Origin of the sequence: Streptomyces sp. AK08-02 (assembly GCF_033795085.1) — a bacterium.
Lineage (GTDB): Bacteria > Actinomycetota > Actinomycetes > Streptomycetales > Streptomycetaceae > Streptomyces > Streptomyces echiniscabiei.
Genome location: NZ_JARAZV010000022.1, coordinates 117,823 through 135,336, shown reverse-complemented (window position 1 = coordinate 135,336; position 17,514 = coordinate 117,823). Strand labels below are relative to the sequence as shown.

The window sequence follows — 17,514 nt, the reverse complement described above, 5'->3', positions numbered from 1 at the left end:
GCACGTCATCGTAGAAGTGCGAAGAGTGAAACTCGATAAGTCAGGGGAGCACGGTGACGGCACGACAGACGGCACACTCGGCGGGCTGCGTCGAAGAAGCGGAGGAAATTGTGAAGGAATTGCGGAAGGCGTTGAAAAACGCCGGGATTACCTTGCCGTCGCTCCGATTGGACGCGGCGAGTGTGGCCCGGGAAGCGCCCTGTCCGCTCATCGAATTGGGGCGCTGCAACGTGGAGACGGCGGCCCGGATCGCGGCGGCGCTGCGATGAACGACATGAAGCCCGCGGCACGGTCGGGGAAGCCCGGGCGGCCGGAGATCGGTGCGTACGTCATGGACGGCCGCACCGGAAAGGTCGGCGTCGTCATGGGGCACGAGGGGCCCTACGTCCAGCTCAGATCGTACGGTGGCGGCCGGGAGTGGGACGCGGCCCCGGACGCTCTCCGCCCCGCCACCCCGGCGGAACGCCTCAGCGCGGCCACGGCGTACGCGAACGCCCGCAGCCGCGGTGAGGTGCCCTGAGGGTCCCTGGCTCCCGTTCCGTACGCGACAATGACCCCATGAGCCTGTTCCGTGACGACGGTGTCGTGCTGCGTACCCAGAAGCTGGGTGAGGCCGACCGGATCATCACGCTGCTCACGCGCGGTCACGGGCGGGTACGGGCCGTGGCCCGGGGGGTGCGGCGGACCAAGTCCAAGTTCGGGGCCCGGCTCGAACCGTTCTCCCACGTCGACGTGCAGTTCTTCTCACGGGGGAGTGACCTGGTCGGGCGCGGGCTGCCCCTCTGCACGCAGAGCGAGACCATCGCTCCGTACGGTGGCGGGATCGTCACCGACTACGCCCGGTACACCGCCGGGACGGCCATGCTGGAGACGGCGGAACGGTTCACCGACCACGAGGGCGAGCCCGCTGTGCAGCAGTACCTGCTGCTCGTCGGCGGCCTGCGCACCCTCGCCCGCGCCGAGCACGAGCCCCACCTCATCCTCGACGCGTTCCTCCTGCGCTCCCTCGCTGTCAACGGCTACGCGCCGACCTTCAGCGACTGCGCGCGGTGTGGGATGGCCGGACCGAACCGCTTCTTCTCGGTGGCCGCCGGCGGCTCCGTCTGCGGCGACTGCCGGGTGGCCGGGAGCGTCGTACCCTCTCCCCAGGCCCTCGAACTGCTCGGCGCGCTGCTGACGGGCGACTGGGCGACCGCGGACGCGTGTGAGCCGCGCCATGTCAGGGAGGGGAGCGGACTGGTGTCCGCCTACCTGCACTGGCACCTGGAGCGAGGGCTGCGCTCCCTGCGCTATGTAGAGAAGTAGACAAGCAGTAAGTAGTAAGAATCGTAGGAAAGAGACGAGAGACTCATGGCCGTACGCGGAATCCTGGGGCGCCAGCGCCGCGAGTACAAGACGCCGGAACCGCACCCCTCCGGCGCCACCGCGCCGAAGCTACCCGGCGAACTCGTACCCAACCATGTGGCGATCGTCATGGACGGCAACGGACGGTGGGCCAAGGAGCGAGGGCTGCCGCGTACCGAAGGTCACAAGGTCGGCGAAGGCACCGTCCTCGACGTCCTCAAGGGATGCCTGGAACTCGGCGTCAGGAATCTCTCCCTCTACGCCTTCTCCACCGAGAACTGGAAGCGGTCACCGGAAGAGGTCCGCTTCCTCATGAACTTCAACCGTGACGTCATCCGGCGCAGGCGCGACGAGATGGACGAACTCGGTATCCGGATCCGGTGGGTCGGGCGTATGCCCAAGATGTGGAAGTCCGTCGTACAGGAACTCCAGGTCGCCCAGGAGCAGACCAAGAACAACGACGCCATGACGCTCTACTTCTGCGTCAATTACGGCGGTCGGGCCGAACTCGCCGACGCCGCGAAGGCGATGGCCCGGGATGTGGCTCTCGGCAGGCTCGACCCCGAGAAGGTCAACGAGAAGACCATCCAGAAGTACCTCTACTACCCGGACATGCCGGACGTCGACCTTTTCCTTCGCCCCAGTGGTGAACAGCGCACCTCCAACTACCTGATCTGGCAGTCGAGTTACGCCGAGATGGTTTTCCAGGACGTGCTCTGGCCCGACTTCGACCGCCGAGACCTGTGGCGTGCCTGCGTCGAATTCGCCTCCCGCGACCGGCGGTTCGGCGGCGCGGTCCCGAATGAGCAACTGCTGGAAATGCAGCGGGACATGAAGGGTTTCAGGGGATGAGCGTGAAACTCGCCCGGTAGACGTAGTCCGGCGAGGGGGTGCCCCATGAGAAGCCGTGCCCCATGGTGAGGATGCCCGTGTACCCGTCGGGATGGTCCACCCCGTTCGCGACATAGCTGATGGTGTACGAGACCGTGGCCGGTGTCGAACCGGACCACTCGTAGCAGGTGAGGATGTCCGGGAACTCGTTGAAGTCCCTGGTGCCCGTGGGGTTGTCGGCACTGAGGAAGATGTGCCGGATGTACTGCGGGAAAATGGACCAGTCCTGGCAGATGACCTCGGTTCTCGGAACGCTGGCCGAGGCGGCTGGGGCCGGCATCGTCAACGGGATGCCGAGGGCGGCGGCAACGGCCAGCAGGGCGGCGGATCTACGCATGGTCAGCTCCATGGGCAGGTTGACGGGCAGGTTGACGGGCCACTCATTGTGGCAACGGCCGTCACCTTCCACAGGGCGGATTCGAGCCCTCTCGGCAACGTCCGACGACGCCCGACGAAACCCAGCGGCACCCGGCGCCGAGAAGAAGGCGCCGGGTGCCGCTGTCGTACCCGTGGGGGGTGGTCGGTGCGCGGTGGTCAGCTGGTCGTGACCGCCGTGTCGTCGATCACGAAGCTCGTCTGGAGGGACGAGTCCTCCACGCCCGTGAACTTCAGCGCGACCGTCGTGCCGGCGTAGGCCGACAGGCTGATCGTCTTCAGGACGTAACCGCTGGCCGCGTTCAGGTTGGAGTAGGTCGCCAGGGTCGTCGAACCGGCGGTGACCGTCAGCTTGTCGTACTGCGAGCTGGTGGTGGTCTCAGCCGTGTCGATGTGGACGTAGAAGGTGAGCTTGGTGCCCGTGCAGGCGCTCGGGATCGTCACCGACTGGGACAGGGTGTCGGTGTGGGTGGCGCCGTAGCCGTCGAGCCAGGCCTTGTAGGAGCCGGTGCGGGCCGCCTGGCTGCTGGAGGTGGTGATGACGCCGCTGGAGGCGGTCCAGGTGGTGTTGCCGGACTCGAAGCCCGCGTTGCCCAGCAGTTGCGCCGAGGTGCAGGAGCCGCCGCCGGTCGCGCTGACCGTCCAGGTGAAGGACGCCGTACCGGTGGCGCCCGTGCTGTCGGTCACTGTGACCACGCTGCTGTAGGTGCCCGCTGTCGTCGGGGTCCCGGAGATGGTGCCCGTCGAGCTGCTGATCGACAGGCCGGTCGGCAGACCGGTCGCCGAGTAGGTCAGCGAGCCGCTGTTGGTGCTGCTGGCCGTGATCGCCAGGCTCACCGCCGTACCGACCGTCGACGACTGGCTGCCCGGGTTGGTGACCGAGACACCGGTGGTCGGCACGGTGATGTGGCTGCCGACGTTGATGCCCGCGAAGGCGTTGCCCACACCCGCGTACTGGGTGGAGCTGGAGCCGTAGAGCGACGCGGCGGCGTTCAGCGCGGCGGTGCGCGCCTGGGCGTACGTGGTGCTGGACGTCATGTACGTCGTCAGCGCCTTGTACCAGATCTGCAGCGCGGCGGCCCGGCCGATGCCCGCGACGGCGACACCGTCGGAGGTCGAGCTGTTGTACGTGACGCCGTTGATGGTCTTGGAGCCGCTGCCTTCCGACAGCAGGTAGAACATGTGGTTCGCCGGACCCGAGGAGTAGTGCACGTCGAGGTTGCCGACGCCCGAGTACCAACTGTCCGCCGAGCCACCGTCCTTGCTCGGCTTGTCCATGTAACGCAGCGGCGTACCGTCGCCGTTGATGTCGATCTTCTCGCCGATGAGGTAGTCACCGACGTCGGAGGAGTTGTTCGCGTAGAACTCGACGCCGGTGCCGAAGATGTCGGAGGTCGCCTCGTTCAACCCGCCCGACTCACCGGAGTAGTCGAGGCCCGCCGTGTTGGAGGTGACGCCGTGCGTCATCTCGTGCCCGGCCACGTCCAGCGAGGTGAGCGCGTGGGTGCTGCTCGTGCCGTCGCCGTACGTCATGCAGAAGCAGTCGTCGTCCCAGAACGCGTTCACGTACGCCGTGCTGTAGTGCACGCGCGAGTAGGCGGCCACACCGTCGTTCTTGATGCCGCTGCGCCCGAACGTGTTCTTGTAGAAGTCCCACGTCACCTGGGCGCCGTAGTGCGCGTCGACACCGGCGGTCTGCGTGTTGGACCCGGACCCGGTGCCCCAGGTGTCGTCGGCGTCCGTCATCAGGGTGCCGGTGCCCGAGGTGCCGTTGCTGAGGCTGTACGTCTTGTGGGTGCCGCGCGTCGTGTCGTTCAGCTGGTACGTCGAACCGGACAGCGTCGTCCCGATGGTGACAGTGCCGCTGTACTGGCTGTTGCCGGTGCCGGTCTTGATGGCCTGGAACTGGTACAGCTTCGCGCCGGTCTGAGCGTCCGTGATGACGTGCAGCTGGCTCGGGGTGCCGTCGTCCTGGAGGCCGCCGATCACCGTCTCCCAGGCCAGCTTCGGCGTACCGTTGCCCGCCCAGATCACCTTGCGGGCGCTGTCGGTGGTGGCCTTCTCCGCGTCCAGCGCCTTGGCCGCGCCCAGCGCCTTCGTCTCGGCTGCCGACTTGGCGAACGTGGGGGTCGTGGACGCGACCGAGATGGCCCGCCGCGTGTTGAACGTGCTGCTCACCGTGCCCGTGGCCTTGGCGGCGGGCGGGGTGTGCACGACGAGGTCGCCGCCGAGGACCGGCAGTCCGGCGTAGGTGCGCTCGTAGCGGGTGTGGACGGTACCGTCGGCGTCCTTGGTGACGTCCTTGACGACCAGCTTCTCCTTGGCGCCGAGGCCCAGGGTGCCGGCGGTCTGCGTCGTGTGCTGCGCCGCGGTCCTGATCAGCGCCGTGCGCTGGGCGGGGGTGAGCTTCGCCGGGACGGCGCCCGCGCGCAGCGGACTGGGGGCCGGCGCCGCGGGCTTGGCGGCGGCGGGGACCGTCTGTACGCCGACGGCCAGCAGAGTGGCGGTGGCGAGCAGGGCGCCTGCCGCGGTGGCCTTGTTGGTGCGGCCGGATCTGTGGGGGGTGGTGCTGGACTTTCGTCTCACTCGAGACTCCTCCTGCGACGGCCGCGCCTTCTGCGGCCGGAAACAGAACCGGGCGAACGGGGGTGTGCGGCCCGGGATGAGCTGAGCAGTGCCTGATGTGCATGAGACGTGGGGGGTGACTGCCGGAAGAGTGGCAGCTTTGAGGAGTGCATGTCAGCAAAAAATAAGAGGTCGAGGGTTATCCCTGTGCGGACGACGGGGCCCCGCTACCCGGCGGTACCCCTCGGCGGCCCTCAGTCCTCGATACGGGGCAGCAGCAGCGGAGTCGCGAGGATCAGGACACCCGCGGCCCCGACGGCGGTCAGGGGCGTGGTGAGCGCGGCCAGCAGTCCCCACAGCGCGGTCAGCGCGGCGACGGTCAGCTTGCTGGACACCGACCAGGCCGAGAGGGTGCGGGCCACCCGGTCCGCCGGAGTGTGCTGGAGCCGGTAGGTGGCGTACACCGGGTTGAACACCCCCATGCTCAGGATCAGCCCGAACTGCACGACCATCACGAGGACCAGCCCCGACGTGCCGCCGTGCAGGAACACCATCCCCACCGGCCAGCACACCCGCAGCGTCCCGAAGGCGAGCATGATCCCGCGCTGCCCGTACCGCGCCACCAGCGGCCGGGACAGACGCGAACCGATGAGCCCGCCGGTGCAGGGCACGGCGAAGGCGAGGGCGTACTGCCAGGGCGCGAACCCGAACCGCCCGAGCATGAGGACGGCGACCAGTGGCGCCGTCGCCATGATCAGCCCGCTGACCAGCACGGTGTTCAGGAACAGGGGCCGCAGCACCGGATCGCCCAGAACGAACCGCCAGCCGTCGAGCAGATCACGGGTACGCACCCGCGCCTGCGGCCTCCCCTCCGGACGGGGCTCGTCCCCGCCCATCGCCCGGATACCGACCGCCGACAGCAGAAAACTCACCGCGTTCGCGACCACCGTGGCCACCGGCCCGAGCAGCCCGATGGCGACCCCGCCCAGCGGTGGCCCGAGCACACTCGCCGTCCACATCGTCGACTCGAACCGCCCGTTGGCGACGAGGAGTTGGGACGGCGGCAGGAGCCCCTTGAGGCAGGCCCCGCCGGCGGCGGTGAAGGTGATGTCGGCGGCGGCGACGATGACGGCGACGACCACGAGCTGCCCGAACGAGAGCATCCCGAGCGCGTAGGCGGCGGGAACGCTGAGCAGCGCCCCGCACCGCACGAGATCCATCGCGACCATCACCGGCCGCTTCCGCCGAAACTCCATCCAGGGCCCGAGCGGCAGAGCCACCACGGCCCCGACGGCCACTCCGGCGGCGGCCAGCAAGGACACCTGGGCGGGCCCGGCGTGCAGCACGAGGACGGCGATCAGAGGAAACGCGTCAAAGGCCAGCCAGGTCCCGAAGACGCTGGTGGCGTAGGCGGCCCAGAGCCACCGAAAGGGAGCCCCCAGGGAGGTACGGCTCAGCTGCTGGTCTGTTTCCCCGACATGACTCACCGCGAGAACGTATCGGACGCGGGCTGGAGCGCCCCCACAGGGGCGCGGGGAACGGCGCGACCAGCCACGACGGGCCGACGCCCGTTATAGGGGCGCGGGGAACTGCGCGACCAGCCACAACGCACCCGCACCCGACAACGAACCGAACCTACCTACCGCCCAACCGCAGAGCACTCCGCACAGGTCCCGAAGATCTCCACCGTGTGAGCCACGTTCACAAACCCGTGCTCGGAGGCGATCGCCTCAGCCCACTTCTCCACCGCGGGCCCCTCCACCTCCACCGCCTTGCCGCACACACGGCACACCAGGTGATGGTGATGGTCGCCGGTCGAGCAGCGCCGGTACACCGACTCGCCGTCCGACGTCCGCAGGACATCCACCTCACCCGCGTCCGCCAGGGACTGCAACGTGCGGTAGACGGTCGTCAGCCCCACCGAGTCGCCCTTGTGCTTGAGCATGTCGTGGAGTTCCTGGGCACTGCGGAACTCGTCGACCTCGTCCAGCGCCGCCGCCACAGCGGCACGCTGGCGGGTGGATCGTCCCTTAACGGGCGGACCGGCCGTCGTCACCGTTGTCTCCTCACGTCTGCGCTTGCCGGGCCATTGTGCCAGCCCGGACTGTGCGCGGTCAGACGCCCGCTCTGTCGGCGGCTTCCCTGCTGGCCGGAATCACACACTCCGCCGGGTCCCCGACCGCCTGCGCGGCGGTCGCGGCACGGGCTCGGCGACGGGCCAGCGGGGTCGCCAGAGCGGTCAGCGCGATGAACGCACCGATGGTCAGCAGGACGATCGTCGCACCGGGCGGGACATCCTGGTAGTACGAGGTCACCGTCCCGCCGATCGTCACGGACACCCCGATGGCGACGGCGATGGCGAACGTCGCCGCGAAGCTCCGGCTGAGCTGCTGGGCCGCCGCCACCGGCACCACCATCAGGGCGCTGACCAGCAGCAACCCGACCACCCGCATGGCGACCGTCACCGTCACGGCGGCCGTGATCGCCGTGAGGAGGTTGAGGGCCCGGACCGGCAGCCCCGTCACCCGGGCGAACTCCTCGTCCTGGCTGACCGCGAAGAGCTGCCGGCGCAGACCGATGGTGACCAGCACCACGAGCGCCGCGAGCACACAGATCGCTGTCACGTCGGACTCGCTGACCGTCGAGAGCGAGCCGAACAGATACGAGGTCAGGTTGGCGTTCGAGCCGGTCGGCGCGAGGTTGATGAACATCACGCCGCCGGCCATACCGCCGTAGAACAGCATCGCGAGGGCGATGTCGCCGCGCGTCTTCCCGTACCAGCGGATGAGTTCCATCATCACCGCGCCGACGACGGAGACACCCGTCGCCATCCACACCGGTGAGGTGTTCAGCAGGAAACCGAGGCCTACGCCGGTCATGGCGACATGGCCGATTCCGTCGCCCATCAGCGCCTGGCGCCGCTGGACCAGGTAGATGCCGATCGCGGGGGCCGTGATGCCGACGAGCACCGCGGCCAGCAGGGCCCGCTGCATGAAGGCGTAGTCGAGGAAGTCCATCAGCTCAGCAGTCCCGTCCTGATCGGTTCGGCGTCGTGAGCCGCGTGTGGGTGTACGTGGTCGTGGCCGGGCAGGGCGTGCTGTCCGACCGCCTGCGGGGGCGGCCCGTCGTGCGTCACGCACCCGTCACGCAGGACCACGGCCCGGTCGATCAGCGGTTCCAGCGGCCCGAGTTCATGCAGCACGAGCAGCACCGTCGTACCGGCCGCGACCTGCTCCCGCAGTGTCCGCGCCAGCACTTCCTGGCTCGCCAGGTCGACGCCGGCCATCGGCTCGTCCATGATCAGCAGCTCGGGTTCGGAGGCGAGGGCACGGGCGATCAGTACGCGCTGGTGCTGGCCGCCCGACAGCGCGTTCACCGAGTCCTTGGCCCGGTCCGCGAGACCGACGAGGCCGATGGCCCGCCGTACGGCCTCGTGGTCGGCCCTGCGCAGCACGCCGAAACGGGCGCGGGAGAGCCGGCCCGACGCGACGATCTCCGTGACCGTCGCCGGCACACCGCCGGCCGCGGTCGTCCGCTGCGGTACGTAGCCCACGCGCCGCCAGTCCGTGAAGCGGCGGCGCGGGATGCCGAAGAGCTCGATCTCGCCCGCGCTGACCGGGACCTGGCCGATGACCGTACGGATCGCGGTCGACTTGCCCGAGCCGTTGGCGCCGAGCAGCGCGACGACCTCACCGCGGCCCACGGTGAGGTCGATGCCGCGCAGGACCGGGCGTGAGCCCAGCTCGGCGCGCACACCGCGCAGCGAAATGACGGGCTCGCCCATGCCTGCATCCTCCGTGACGATCATCGGTTACCGCTCACCTGTACCGCTCACTTGGCGCCCAGAGCCGTCCGCAGTGCCTTGAGGTTGGACTCCATGACCGCGATGTAGTCGGTGCCCCGGGACTTCTCGGTGATGCCCTCCAGCGGATCGAGGACGTCCGTCGTGAGGTTCGCGTCCTCGGCGAGGGTCTTCGCGGTCTTGTCGGAGACGAGTGTCTCGTAGAAGACGGTGGTCACTCCGTCCGCCTTCGCCTCCTGCTGAAGTTCCTTCATCCGCGCGGCACTCGGCTCGCTGTCCGGGTCCACACCGGTGATGGCCTCCTGGGTCAGGCCGTAGCGCTCGGCGAGGTAGCCGAAGGCCGCGTGGTTGGTGAAGAACACCTTGGTCGCCGTGTTCTTCAGGCCGGCCTCGAACGAGGTGTTGAGCGAGGTCAGCTTCGCGGTCAACGCCCCGGTGTTCTTCCTGTATTCCGCCGCGTTGGCCGGATCGGCCTTCTGGAAGGCGGCGCTCACCCCGTCGGCGATCTCGGCGTACTTCATCGGATCGAGCCAGACGTGCGGGTCGAGGCCGGAGGAGTCCTCGTCGGAGTGCGCTTCCTCACCTTCGTGGCTGTGCCCGGTGCCGTCGTGCTTCTCAAGGGTGGTGAGGGCCGCCGCGTCGATCTTCGTCTTCGCCTCGGACTGTGCCACCGCCTCGTCGACGGCGGGCTGAAGGCCCTTGAGGTACAGGACCGCGTCGGCCTTCTGCAGGTCCACGGTCTGCTTGGCGCTGATCTCCAGGTCGTGCGGCTCCTGGCCGGGCTCGGTCAGGGTGCTGATGGAGACATGCCTGCCGCCTATCTGCTCGGCCAGGTACTGCATCGGATAGAACGACGCCACGACGTCGAGCTGCCCGGTGACGTTCCGGTCGGAGGCGCTCGAATCCGAGGAACAGGCGGACAGGGCACCGAGGCCGAGCGCGGTGGCCGCCGCGATCGCGGTGCCCGATATGAGTCGTCGTACGTTCATGACAGTCATTTTCAATGATTCTGGAAACGATTGTCAACAAGCGGGCTTTTGGGGTATGGGCGCGGCCCGCTACCGGAACCGATTTGATTGGGGGGCGGGCCCCGCCGGTAACCTGAGTCATTCGCTCTGAAGCGCATCCGCTTCCGCTCGTCCGGACGCGTCCGCTTCATCGCCTGTCGTCGTAAATCGTCGTAATGAAGAGAGCACCGTGGCCGCCGACAAGATCGACACCATCGTCAGCCTGAGCAAGCGCCGTGGCTTCGTATTCCCGTGCAGTGAGATCTACGGCGGCCAGCGCGCCGCCTGGGACTACGGGCCGCTGGGTGTCGAGCTCAAGGAGAACCTCAAGCGCCAGTGGTGGCGCTACATGGTGACGTCGCGCGAGGACGTCGTCGGTCTCGACTCGTCCGTGATCCTCGCGCCCGAGGTCTGGGTGGCCTCCGGCCATGTCGCGACCTTCTCCGACCCGCTCACCGAGTGCACCTCCTGTCACAAGCGCTACCGCGCCGACCACCTGGAGGAGGCGTACGAGGCCAAGCACGGCCGTACGCCCGCCAACGGCCTGGCCGACATCAACTGCCCCAACTGCGGCAACAAGGGCCAGTTCACCGAGCCCAAGCAGTTCTCCGGTCTGCTGTCGACGCACCTCGGCCCGACCCAGGACTCCGGTTCGGTCGCCTACCTGCGCCCCGAGACCGCCCAGGGCATCTTCACCAACTTCGCCCAGGTGCAGACCACTTCGCGCCGCAAGCCGCCGTTCGGCATCGCCCAGATGGGCAAGTCGTTCCGCAACGAGATCACGCCCGGCAACTTCATCTTCCGCACCCGCGAGTTCGAGCAGATGGAGATGGAGTTCTTCGTCAAGCCGGGCGAGGACGAGAAGTGGCAGGAGTACTGGATGCAGGAGCGCTGGAACTGGTACACCGGCCTCGGTCTCCGCGAGGAGAACATGCGCTGGTACGACCACCCGGCCGAGAAGCTCTCGCACTACTCCAAGCGCACCGCCGACATCGAGTACCGCTTCCAGTTCGGCGGCAACGAGTGGGGTGAGCTGGAGGGCGTCGCCAACCGCACCGACTACGACCTCACGGCCCACTCCAAGGCCTCCGGCCAGGACCTCTCCTTCTTCGACCAGGAGGCCGGCGAGCGCTACACGCCGTACGTCATCGAGCCCGCGGCCGGTGTGGGCCGCTCCTTGCTGGCGTTCCTCCTCGACGCGTACTTCGAGGACGAGGCGCCCAACGCCAAGGGCAAGATGGAGAAGCGCACCGTGCTGCGCCTCGACCCGCGCCTCGCGCCGGTCAAGGTCGCGGTCCTGCCGCTGTCCCGCAACCCCGAACTGTCCCCGAAGGCAAAGGGGTTGGCGACCGCCCTGCGCCAGAACTGGAACATCGAGTTCGACGACGCGGGCGCCATCGGCCGCCGTTACCGCCGCCAGGACGAGATCGGTACGCCGTTCTGCGTGACGGTCGACTTCGACACGCTGGACGACAACGCGGTCACGGTTCGCGAGCGGGACACGATGAAGCAGGAGCGTGTGTCGCTGGACCAGATCGAGGGGTACCTGGCTCAGCGTCTCGTTGGTTGCTAGGTCCGGCTGACCGGGCGGGGGTCTGGGGGCGCTGCCCCCAGGCCCCCGTTTCGGCCTGAACGGCCTCGTCCTCAATCGCCGGACGGGCTAAAAAATTACCCCGCCGTCGGGTCCACCGTTGCCTGGTGTTCCTCGGCGAGATGCTCCTCCGCCTTCAGCCAGGGCAGGAACTGGACCTTCTTTCGCCAGCCGCAGGTGTCGCAGCTCATCAGGCGCTGTGCCCCGGTGCGCGTGACGTGGACGATGTGCTCCCGTCCGTGCTGGTCCCAGCGGCTCACCTTGCTCGTGTTGGTCTGCAACATGACCTCTCCGCCGTCCAGGGGATGCGTGCAGCAAGGAGTTTGCAGCAAGAGCAACATCAACAGGGGGCGGCTGTGTGAAGAGTTGAGACAGTCGGCGGTCCTCGGGCGTCAGGGTTCCGTCCCGGGGGCGATCAGGCCCGTCTCGTAGGCCAGTACGACCGCCTGGACCCGGTCGCGCAGTTCCAGTTTCGACAGGATGCGGCCGACGTGCGTCTTGACCGTGGTCGGGCTCAGGAACAGCCGTTCCGCCAGCTCGGCGTTGCTCAGGCCGGTGGCCAGCAGCCGCAGCACCTCCAGCTCACGGGGTGTCAGGCCCGACAGGTCGGCGTGCCGGGCCGGGGTCCGTGCGGGCTCCTGGCGCTGGGCGAAGCGTTCGATCAGTCGGCGGGTGATCGCGGGGGCGAGCAGGGCGTCGCCTGCCTGCACCAGGCGTACGGAGGCCACCAGATGCTCCGGGGTGACGTCCTTGAGGAGGAAGCCACAGGCGCCGGCGGTGAGGGCGGCGTACACATAGTGGTCGAGGTCGTAGGTGGTCAGGATGACGACTCGGGTGCCCCCGGCCTCCGGTGCGTCGTCGGCGAGGATCCGCCGGGTGGCCTCGATACCGTCCATGCCCGGCATCCGGATGTCCATGAGGACGACGTCGGGCCGGGTGCGTCGTACGGCGGCCACCGCTTCGGCGCCGTCCGCCGCCTCGGCCGTCACCTCGATGCCGTCGGCGGCCAGGATCATCCCGAAGCCCGTACGGACCAGCGCCTGGTCGTCGGCGATGACGGCACGCAGCGGTGGGTGCGCCGGCCGGGGCGGCCGGTTCCCGTTCACGGGGTCCGCCACGGGACGTCGGCCTTGACGCGGTAGCCGCCGGCGAGGGTCGGGCCGGCGGTGAGCGTTCCGCCGTACACCGCGAGCCGTTCACGCAGCCCGATCAGCCCCCGGCCGTTGCCGGTCACGTCGCTGCGACCTCCGCTCTCGCCTCTACCGTCTCCTCCGCTGCCGCCTTGCGGGGAAGGGGAGTCGATGGTGGTGGCGCGGGTGTTGCCGACCTCGATCTGGAGGCGGTCGTCCGTCCAGCCGATCAGGACGGAGGCCTCGGCGCCGGGTGCGTGCCTGATCGTGTTGGTCAGCGCCTCCTGCACCACGCGGTACGCCGTCAGGTCCACCCCGGGCGGCAACGGGTCGGGCGGCAGCGACACCGCGACGACCACCGGTGTCCCGGCGCCGCGCACCCGCTCCGTCAGGGCGTCGAGCCGGTCCAGGCCGGGCTGCGGCTCCAGGCCGTCGGCGGGGGTCTCCTGGGGGCCTGTGCCGGTGTCCGGGGCCGCCAACAGGCCCATCACATGCCGGAGTTCGGCCATCGCCGCCCGGCCCCCGGCCTCCACCGCGAGCAACGCCTCCTTGGACCGCTCGGGCGCCGCGTCCATCACCTTGCGTGCCGCCCCGGCCTGGATCACCATCACGCTGACATTGTGGGTCACCACGTCGTGCAGCTCGGCGGCGATCCGGGCCCGCTCCTCCACGACCGCCCGCCGCATGGCCTCCTCCTGCGTCCGCTGCAACCGCGCGAACCGGTCCCGGTCGGCCGCCAGGCGTCGCCGCCAGAAACGGACCAGACCGGCCAGCACCCCGGCGACCAGCAGTACGACCCCGGGGCTCGACCAGCCGGGAAGCAGGGGCTCCGCCTGCTGGAACGCGAGTCCGGCCAGGACCGCGCCGACGACCATCGCCGCTATGGCCCCCACCCGGAAACGGCTGTGCGTGACGGCGCTGTAGGCGCCCATGACGCAGGTCAGCACGGTGATCCAGGAGGCCTCGTCGCCGATTGTCACGGCGGCGGCCAGCACCACTCCGAACACCGCCAGCGGATACCGGCGCCTGGCCAGCAGAGGCAGCGCCGACAGGACGACCAGCGGCCAGGGAGCGACGGACCCCTCGTCCTCCGGGGACGGCGAGCGGGGTATGGGCGGGACAGGCGGGAGGGGTGGGCCGGGGGGCACGACCTCGGTCCCCGGCACGCGCGTGCTCACGCTGCCGCTCCCGTACTGGGTCGACGGGAAGAAGCGCACCGGCCCGTCGCCGGGATAGCTCGCCGCGACGATCAGCGCGACGACGGTCAGTACGACCGCCAGTGCCAGATCGGCGTACACGGCCCGTCGCGACAGCGGAGCGGCTTTCGGCTCCGGCCGCAGCGCGTCCCACAGTTGCCGACGCCAGTGACGCGTGCGCCGGTACTCGGTCTCCATCAGCGCGTCCCCGTAACCCCGTGCCCATGACGCGGTCCCCGATACCCCGTCGTCCGATGCCCGGTCGCCCGATACCCCGTCTCCATCGGCTCATTGTGGGGGTGGGGGGCCCGACGCGCGTCCCCGCGCACCGAACGGCCCAACAAGCCGTTCCTCAGGCGTACTTCGCAGGGATGACCCCATCGCCGGGTCCTCCGCCGGGAGGGCCGGACGTCGGTGTCGCGGCCGACGCGCCGCACCCGCGCCCGGCCCTACGTTCGCCGGGTCCGACAACTTCCCGCTCGAACCGACCGTAGAGACAGGCGAGTTCATGACTCAGGTGATCCAACTGGAGGACGTGGCCAAGCGCTATGACAGGGCCGGCCGGCCCGCGCTCGGGCCGCTCACCCTCTCGGTCGAACAGGGCGAGGCCCTCGCCGTGACCGGCCCTTCCGGCAGCGGGAAGTCCACCCTGCTGAACCTCGTCGCGGGGCTGGACCGGGCCACCGAGGGCACCGTGTCCGTGGCCGGCCGGCGGCTCGGCGACCTGAACGAACACGCGCTGGCCCGGTTCCGCCGCGAACAGATCGGCATGGTCTTCCAGTTCTTCAACCTGCTGGACGACCTCACCGTCACCGACAACATCCAGCTCCCCGCCCAACTGACCGGAACCGCACGGCGCGAGACGGCCGCCCGCGCCGGGGAGCTCATGGAGGTGCTCGGCATCCAGAAGCACGCCCGCGCCTATCCGGGCCGCCTCTCCGGCGGTGAACGCCAGCGCGTCGCGGTGGCCAGGGCCCTGGTCAACCGCCCCGCCCTGCTGCTCGCCGACGAGCCGACCGGCGCCCTCGACACCGCCTCGGGCGAGGACGTACGGGAGCTGCTGGTGGAGCTGCACCGGGGTGGGCAGACCATCGTGCTGGTGACGCACGACCTGGCGCTCGCCGAGGCGTGTGCGAGCCGGACGATCCATCTGGTCGACGGTCACCTGGCCCTCGACACCCGGGCGGGGGCGTCCCGTTGAACGTCTTCGGAAGAGCGGGAAGGGGCGGTGCGCTCGGCCGGGTCGTGCGATCCGGTGTGGGACGGCGGCGGGTACAGACGGTGGTGATCGCCGTGGCCACGATGATGGCCGTCGCCTCGTCGGTGGTCGCCGGGTCACTGATCGTCGCCGCGAACGCGCCCTTCGACCACGCGTTCGCGCAGCAGCGTGGCGCGCATCTGACCGTCCAGTTCGATCCGGCCAGGGCGAGTACGGCGCGGCTGGCGGCCACCGGGAAGCAGCCCGGCGTCACCGCGAGCGCGGGACCGTACCCGGCGACGTCGATCCGGCCGGTGGACTCGTCCGGCGGCCACCTGCCGACGCTCACGCTCGTCGGACGGTCCGGTCCCCGGGCCGACGTCGACGATCTGGACCTCAAGTCCGGCCGCTGGGCGGCGAAACCGGGCGAGATCGTGCTGGACTCGTCGCTCGTCGGCCCCGACCTGGAGCTCGGCTCCACCCTCCACACCTCGGACGCCGCGGACAGCCCGTCCCTGACGATCGTCGGCTTCGCCCTGTCGGTCAGCAGAACCGCCGACGCGTGGGCGACCCCCGCCCAGGCCAGGGCGCTGGCGTCGGCCGAGGCGCCCCTCACCAGCCAGATGCTGTACCGCTTCGACTCCGCCGGGACGGAGCGACAGCTCACCGCCGACCGGAAACTGCTCGCCGCGGCCGTGCCGTCCGGCGCGCTGCTGGGCAGCCTGTCCTGTCTGGAGACCAAGCGCGACGCGGACCAGGGCGCGGCGCCGACCATCCCCTTCCTCATCGCCTTCGGCGTCCTCGGCATCGTGATGTCGGTGATCATCGTCGGCAGTGTGACCAGCGGCGCCGTCGGATCGAGTCTGCGCAGGATCGGCATCCTCAAGGCCATCGGCTTCACCCCGCGTGAGGTCGTACGCGCCTATGTGGCCCAGGCGTTGATCCCGGCCGCCGTCGGCATCGGGCTGGGGGTCGCCCTCGGCAACCTGCTCGCCGTACCCCTCCTCGACGACACCGAGCAGGCGTACGGCACCGCCACGCTGGGCGTTACGTGGTGGGTGGACGTCGTGGTGCCGGCCGGCGCGCTGCTGGTCGTCGGGACCGCCGCGCTGGTGCCCGCGCTGCGCGCCGGGCGGCTCAGTACGGTCGAGGCCATCGCGGTGGGCCGGGCCCCGCGTCCGGGACGCGGCCAGTGGGCGCACCGGGCGGCGGGACGGCTGCCGCTGCCCAGGGCGGTGACGTACGGTCTCGCGAGCCCCTTCGCGCATCCGGTCCGGACGGCCGCGATGCTGCTCGCGGTGGCCTTCGGCACCATCGCGGCGACCTTCGCGGTGGGGCTGACCGCGTCCCTGACCGCCGTCAGCGCGGCGGCCGACCCGGAGGAGCGGGCGGCGGTCACGGTGTTCGGTGGTGGCGGCGGACCGGGGAGCGGACCGGGCCGCCCCGAGTCCTCTACGGCCGATCCGGCACGCATACGAGCCGCCGTCGAGGCGCAGGAAGGCACCGCCTCGTACTACGCCATGACCCGGGACGAGGCCTCCGTGGCCGGTGTCGCCGGCTCGGTACGCATCGCCCTCTACCAGTACCAGGGTGACTCCCGTCCCGGCAGCTACGAGATGATCTCCGGGCACTGGCTCGACGGCGCGGGGCAGGTCGTGGTCGGCTCGGGCTACCTGGAACGGACCGGCACCGAGATCGGTGACACGGTGCGGGTGACCTACGAGGGGGACACCCGGACCCTGCGGATCGTCGGCGAGGCCTTCGACACGTCGAACGGTGGCACGGGGATCCACGGCAACCTCGCCGACTTCCCGGCGGCCCAGCCCCGGATGTTCCTCGTCGAGGTGAAGCCGGGCGTCTCTCCCGCCGAGTACGCCACGAAACTCGCGGCCGTGGTTCAGCCGCTCGGCGGCGACGCGATGGCGAACGCCGCCTCGGGACAGGACGACTTCGTCGTCATCCTGCAGTCGATGGCAGCTCTCCTCACCCTCATGCTGGTCTCCGTGGCCGGCCTCGGCGTCCTCAACTCCGTGGTCCTCGACACCCGGGAACGAGTCCATGACCTCGGCGTCTGCAAGGCGCTCGGCATGTCACCACGCCAGACGGTGAGCCTCGTCCTCGCCTCGGTGGCCGGCATCGGCGTACTGGGCGGCCTGCTCGGCGTACCGGCCGGCTTCGCCCTGCACGGCGTCGTCCTCCCGGTGATGGGCCACGCCGCAGGCACCGAACTCCCACCGTCCGTCCTGCACGTCTACACCCCCTGGCAACTGACCCTCCTGACCCTCTCCGGCACCACCATCGCCCTCCTGGGCGCCCTCCCCCCAGCAACCTGGACAGCAAAAACCCAAACGGCAACGGCCCTACGAACGGAGTGAGTCCCAGGGCGGCCTCTCCGACCTGGGCAGGGAGCAGCCC

Annotated in this window: 17 protein-coding genes; 7 read left to right on the top strand and 10 right to left on the bottom strand. The window is 69.7% G+C overall.

All coding sequences use genetic code 11. From position 1 onward, the window contains the following. The first annotated feature begins 53 nt into the window (after positions 1-53). From PV734_RS38210 to PV734_RS38195, 4 genes are read left to right on the top strand one after another with little or no spacing between them, the layout of a single operon-like run. Complete coding sequence (locus PV734_RS38210) at positions 54-269, top strand: hypothetical protein (RefSeq protein WP_319093377.1); 216 nt, start codon at positions 54-56, stop codon at positions 267-269. Positions 270-274: 5 nt separating this feature from the next. Beyond that, positions 275-520 carry a hypothetical protein gene (locus tag PV734_RS38205; RefSeq protein ID WP_319294039.1) on the top strand — a complete coding sequence of 82 codons (246 nt, stop codon included), beginning with the start codon at positions 275-277 and terminating at the stop codon, positions 518-520. Positions 521-558: 38 nt separating this feature from the next. Beyond that, positions 559-1,305, top strand: coding sequence for a DNA repair protein RecO (recO, locus tag PV734_RS38200; RefSeq protein ID WP_319093375.1), 747 nt, complete (start codon positions 559-561; stop codon positions 1,303-1,305). A gap of 45 nt (positions 1,306-1,350) precedes the next feature. Further along, positions 1,351-2,196: an isoprenyl transferase gene (locus PV734_RS38195; RefSeq protein ID WP_319093374.1), complete on the top strand. Its 846-nt coding sequence runs from the start codon at positions 1,351-1,353 to the stop codon at positions 2,194-2,196. Here PV734_RS38195 and PV734_RS38190 read toward each other — a convergent pair. The 7 genes from PV734_RS38190 to PV734_RS38160 all read right to left on the bottom strand — a co-directional run bounded on the left by PV734_RS38190 (position 2,186) and on the right by PV734_RS38160 (position 9,966). Then, positions 2,186-2,572: a hypothetical protein gene (locus PV734_RS38190; RefSeq protein WP_319093373.1), complete on the bottom strand. Its 387-nt coding sequence runs from the start codon at positions 2,570-2,572 to the stop codon at positions 2,186-2,188. The genes PV734_RS38195 and PV734_RS38190 overlap by 11 nt on opposite strands. A gap of 197 nt (positions 2,573-2,769) precedes the next feature. Next, positions 2,770-5,196: a M4 family metallopeptidase gene (locus tag PV734_RS38185; RefSeq protein WP_319293985.1), complete on the bottom strand. Its 2,427-nt coding sequence runs from the start codon at positions 5,194-5,196 to the stop codon at positions 2,770-2,772. Between the two features lie 233 nt (positions 5,197-5,429). Next, entirely contained in the window at positions 5,430-6,662 is a 1,233-nt protein-coding gene (locus PV734_RS38180) for an MFS transporter (protein ID WP_319093371.1), read from the bottom strand. 152 nt (positions 6,663-6,814) lie between these two features. After that, on the bottom strand, positions 6,815-7,231 hold the full coding sequence (locus tag PV734_RS38175; RefSeq protein ID WP_319093370.1) for a transcriptional repressor: 417 nt from the start codon (positions 7,229-7,231) through the stop codon (positions 6,815-6,817). Between the two features lie 58 nt (positions 7,232-7,289). Further along, positions 7,290-8,192, bottom strand: coding sequence for a metal ABC transporter permease (locus PV734_RS38170; RefSeq protein ID WP_319093369.1), 903 nt, complete (start codon positions 8,190-8,192; stop codon positions 7,290-7,292). Then, a complete protein-coding gene (locus PV734_RS38165; protein WP_319293983.1) occupies positions 8,192-8,959 on the bottom strand; it encodes a metal ABC transporter ATP-binding protein in 768 nt (255 codons plus the stop codon). Before PV734_RS38165 ends, PV734_RS38170 begins: the two co-directional genes overlap by 1 nt. Before the next feature lie 47 nt (positions 8,960-9,006). After that, a complete protein-coding gene (locus PV734_RS38160; protein ID WP_319293981.1) occupies positions 9,007-9,966 on the bottom strand; it encodes a metal ABC transporter substrate-binding protein in 960 nt (319 codons plus the stop codon). Between the two features lie 208 nt (positions 9,967-10,174). On the opposite strand from PV734_RS38160, the gene PV734_RS38155 reads away from it, so the two are divergent. Continuing rightward, positions 10,175-11,557 carry a glycine--tRNA ligase gene (locus PV734_RS38155; protein WP_319093366.1) on the top strand — a complete coding sequence of 461 codons (1,383 nt, stop codon included), beginning with the start codon at positions 10,175-10,177 and terminating at the stop codon, positions 11,555-11,557. 95 nt (positions 11,558-11,652) lie between these two features. Here PV734_RS38155 and PV734_RS38150 read toward each other — a convergent pair whose 3' ends face one another. From PV734_RS38150 to PV734_RS38140, 3 genes are all read right to left on the bottom strand, one after another. After that, positions 11,653-11,859: a hypothetical protein gene (locus PV734_RS38150; protein WP_164320171.1), complete on the bottom strand. Its 207-nt coding sequence runs from the start codon at positions 11,857-11,859 to the stop codon at positions 11,653-11,655. 108 nt (positions 11,860-11,967) lie between these two features. Beyond that, entirely contained in the window at positions 11,968-12,693 is a 726-nt protein-coding gene (locus tag PV734_RS38145; protein ID WP_319093365.1) for a response regulator transcription factor, read from the bottom strand. Next, positions 12,678-14,099 carry a sensor histidine kinase gene (locus PV734_RS38140; protein ID WP_319293979.1) on the bottom strand — a complete coding sequence of 474 codons (1,422 nt, stop codon included), beginning with the start codon at positions 14,097-14,099 and terminating at the stop codon, positions 12,678-12,680. The genes PV734_RS38145 and PV734_RS38140 overlap by 16 nt, the downstream gene beginning before the upstream one ends. A gap of 310 nt (positions 14,100-14,409) precedes the next feature. On the opposite strand from PV734_RS38140, the gene PV734_RS38135 reads away from it, so the two are divergent. After that, positions 14,410-15,102 carry an ABC transporter ATP-binding protein gene (locus tag PV734_RS38135; protein ID WP_319093363.1) on the top strand — a complete coding sequence of 231 codons (693 nt, stop codon included), beginning with the start codon at positions 14,410-14,412 and terminating at the stop codon, positions 15,100-15,102. Positions 15,103-15,203: 101 nt separating this feature from the next. Next, the gene (locus PV734_RS38130) at positions 15,204-17,474 is read left to right on the top strand and encodes an ABC transporter permease (RefSeq protein ID WP_319294037.1); all 2,271 of its coding nucleotides are present in this window, start codon (positions 15,204-15,206) and stop codon (positions 17,472-17,474) included. The last annotated feature ends 40 nt before the right edge of the window (positions 17,475-17,514 follow it).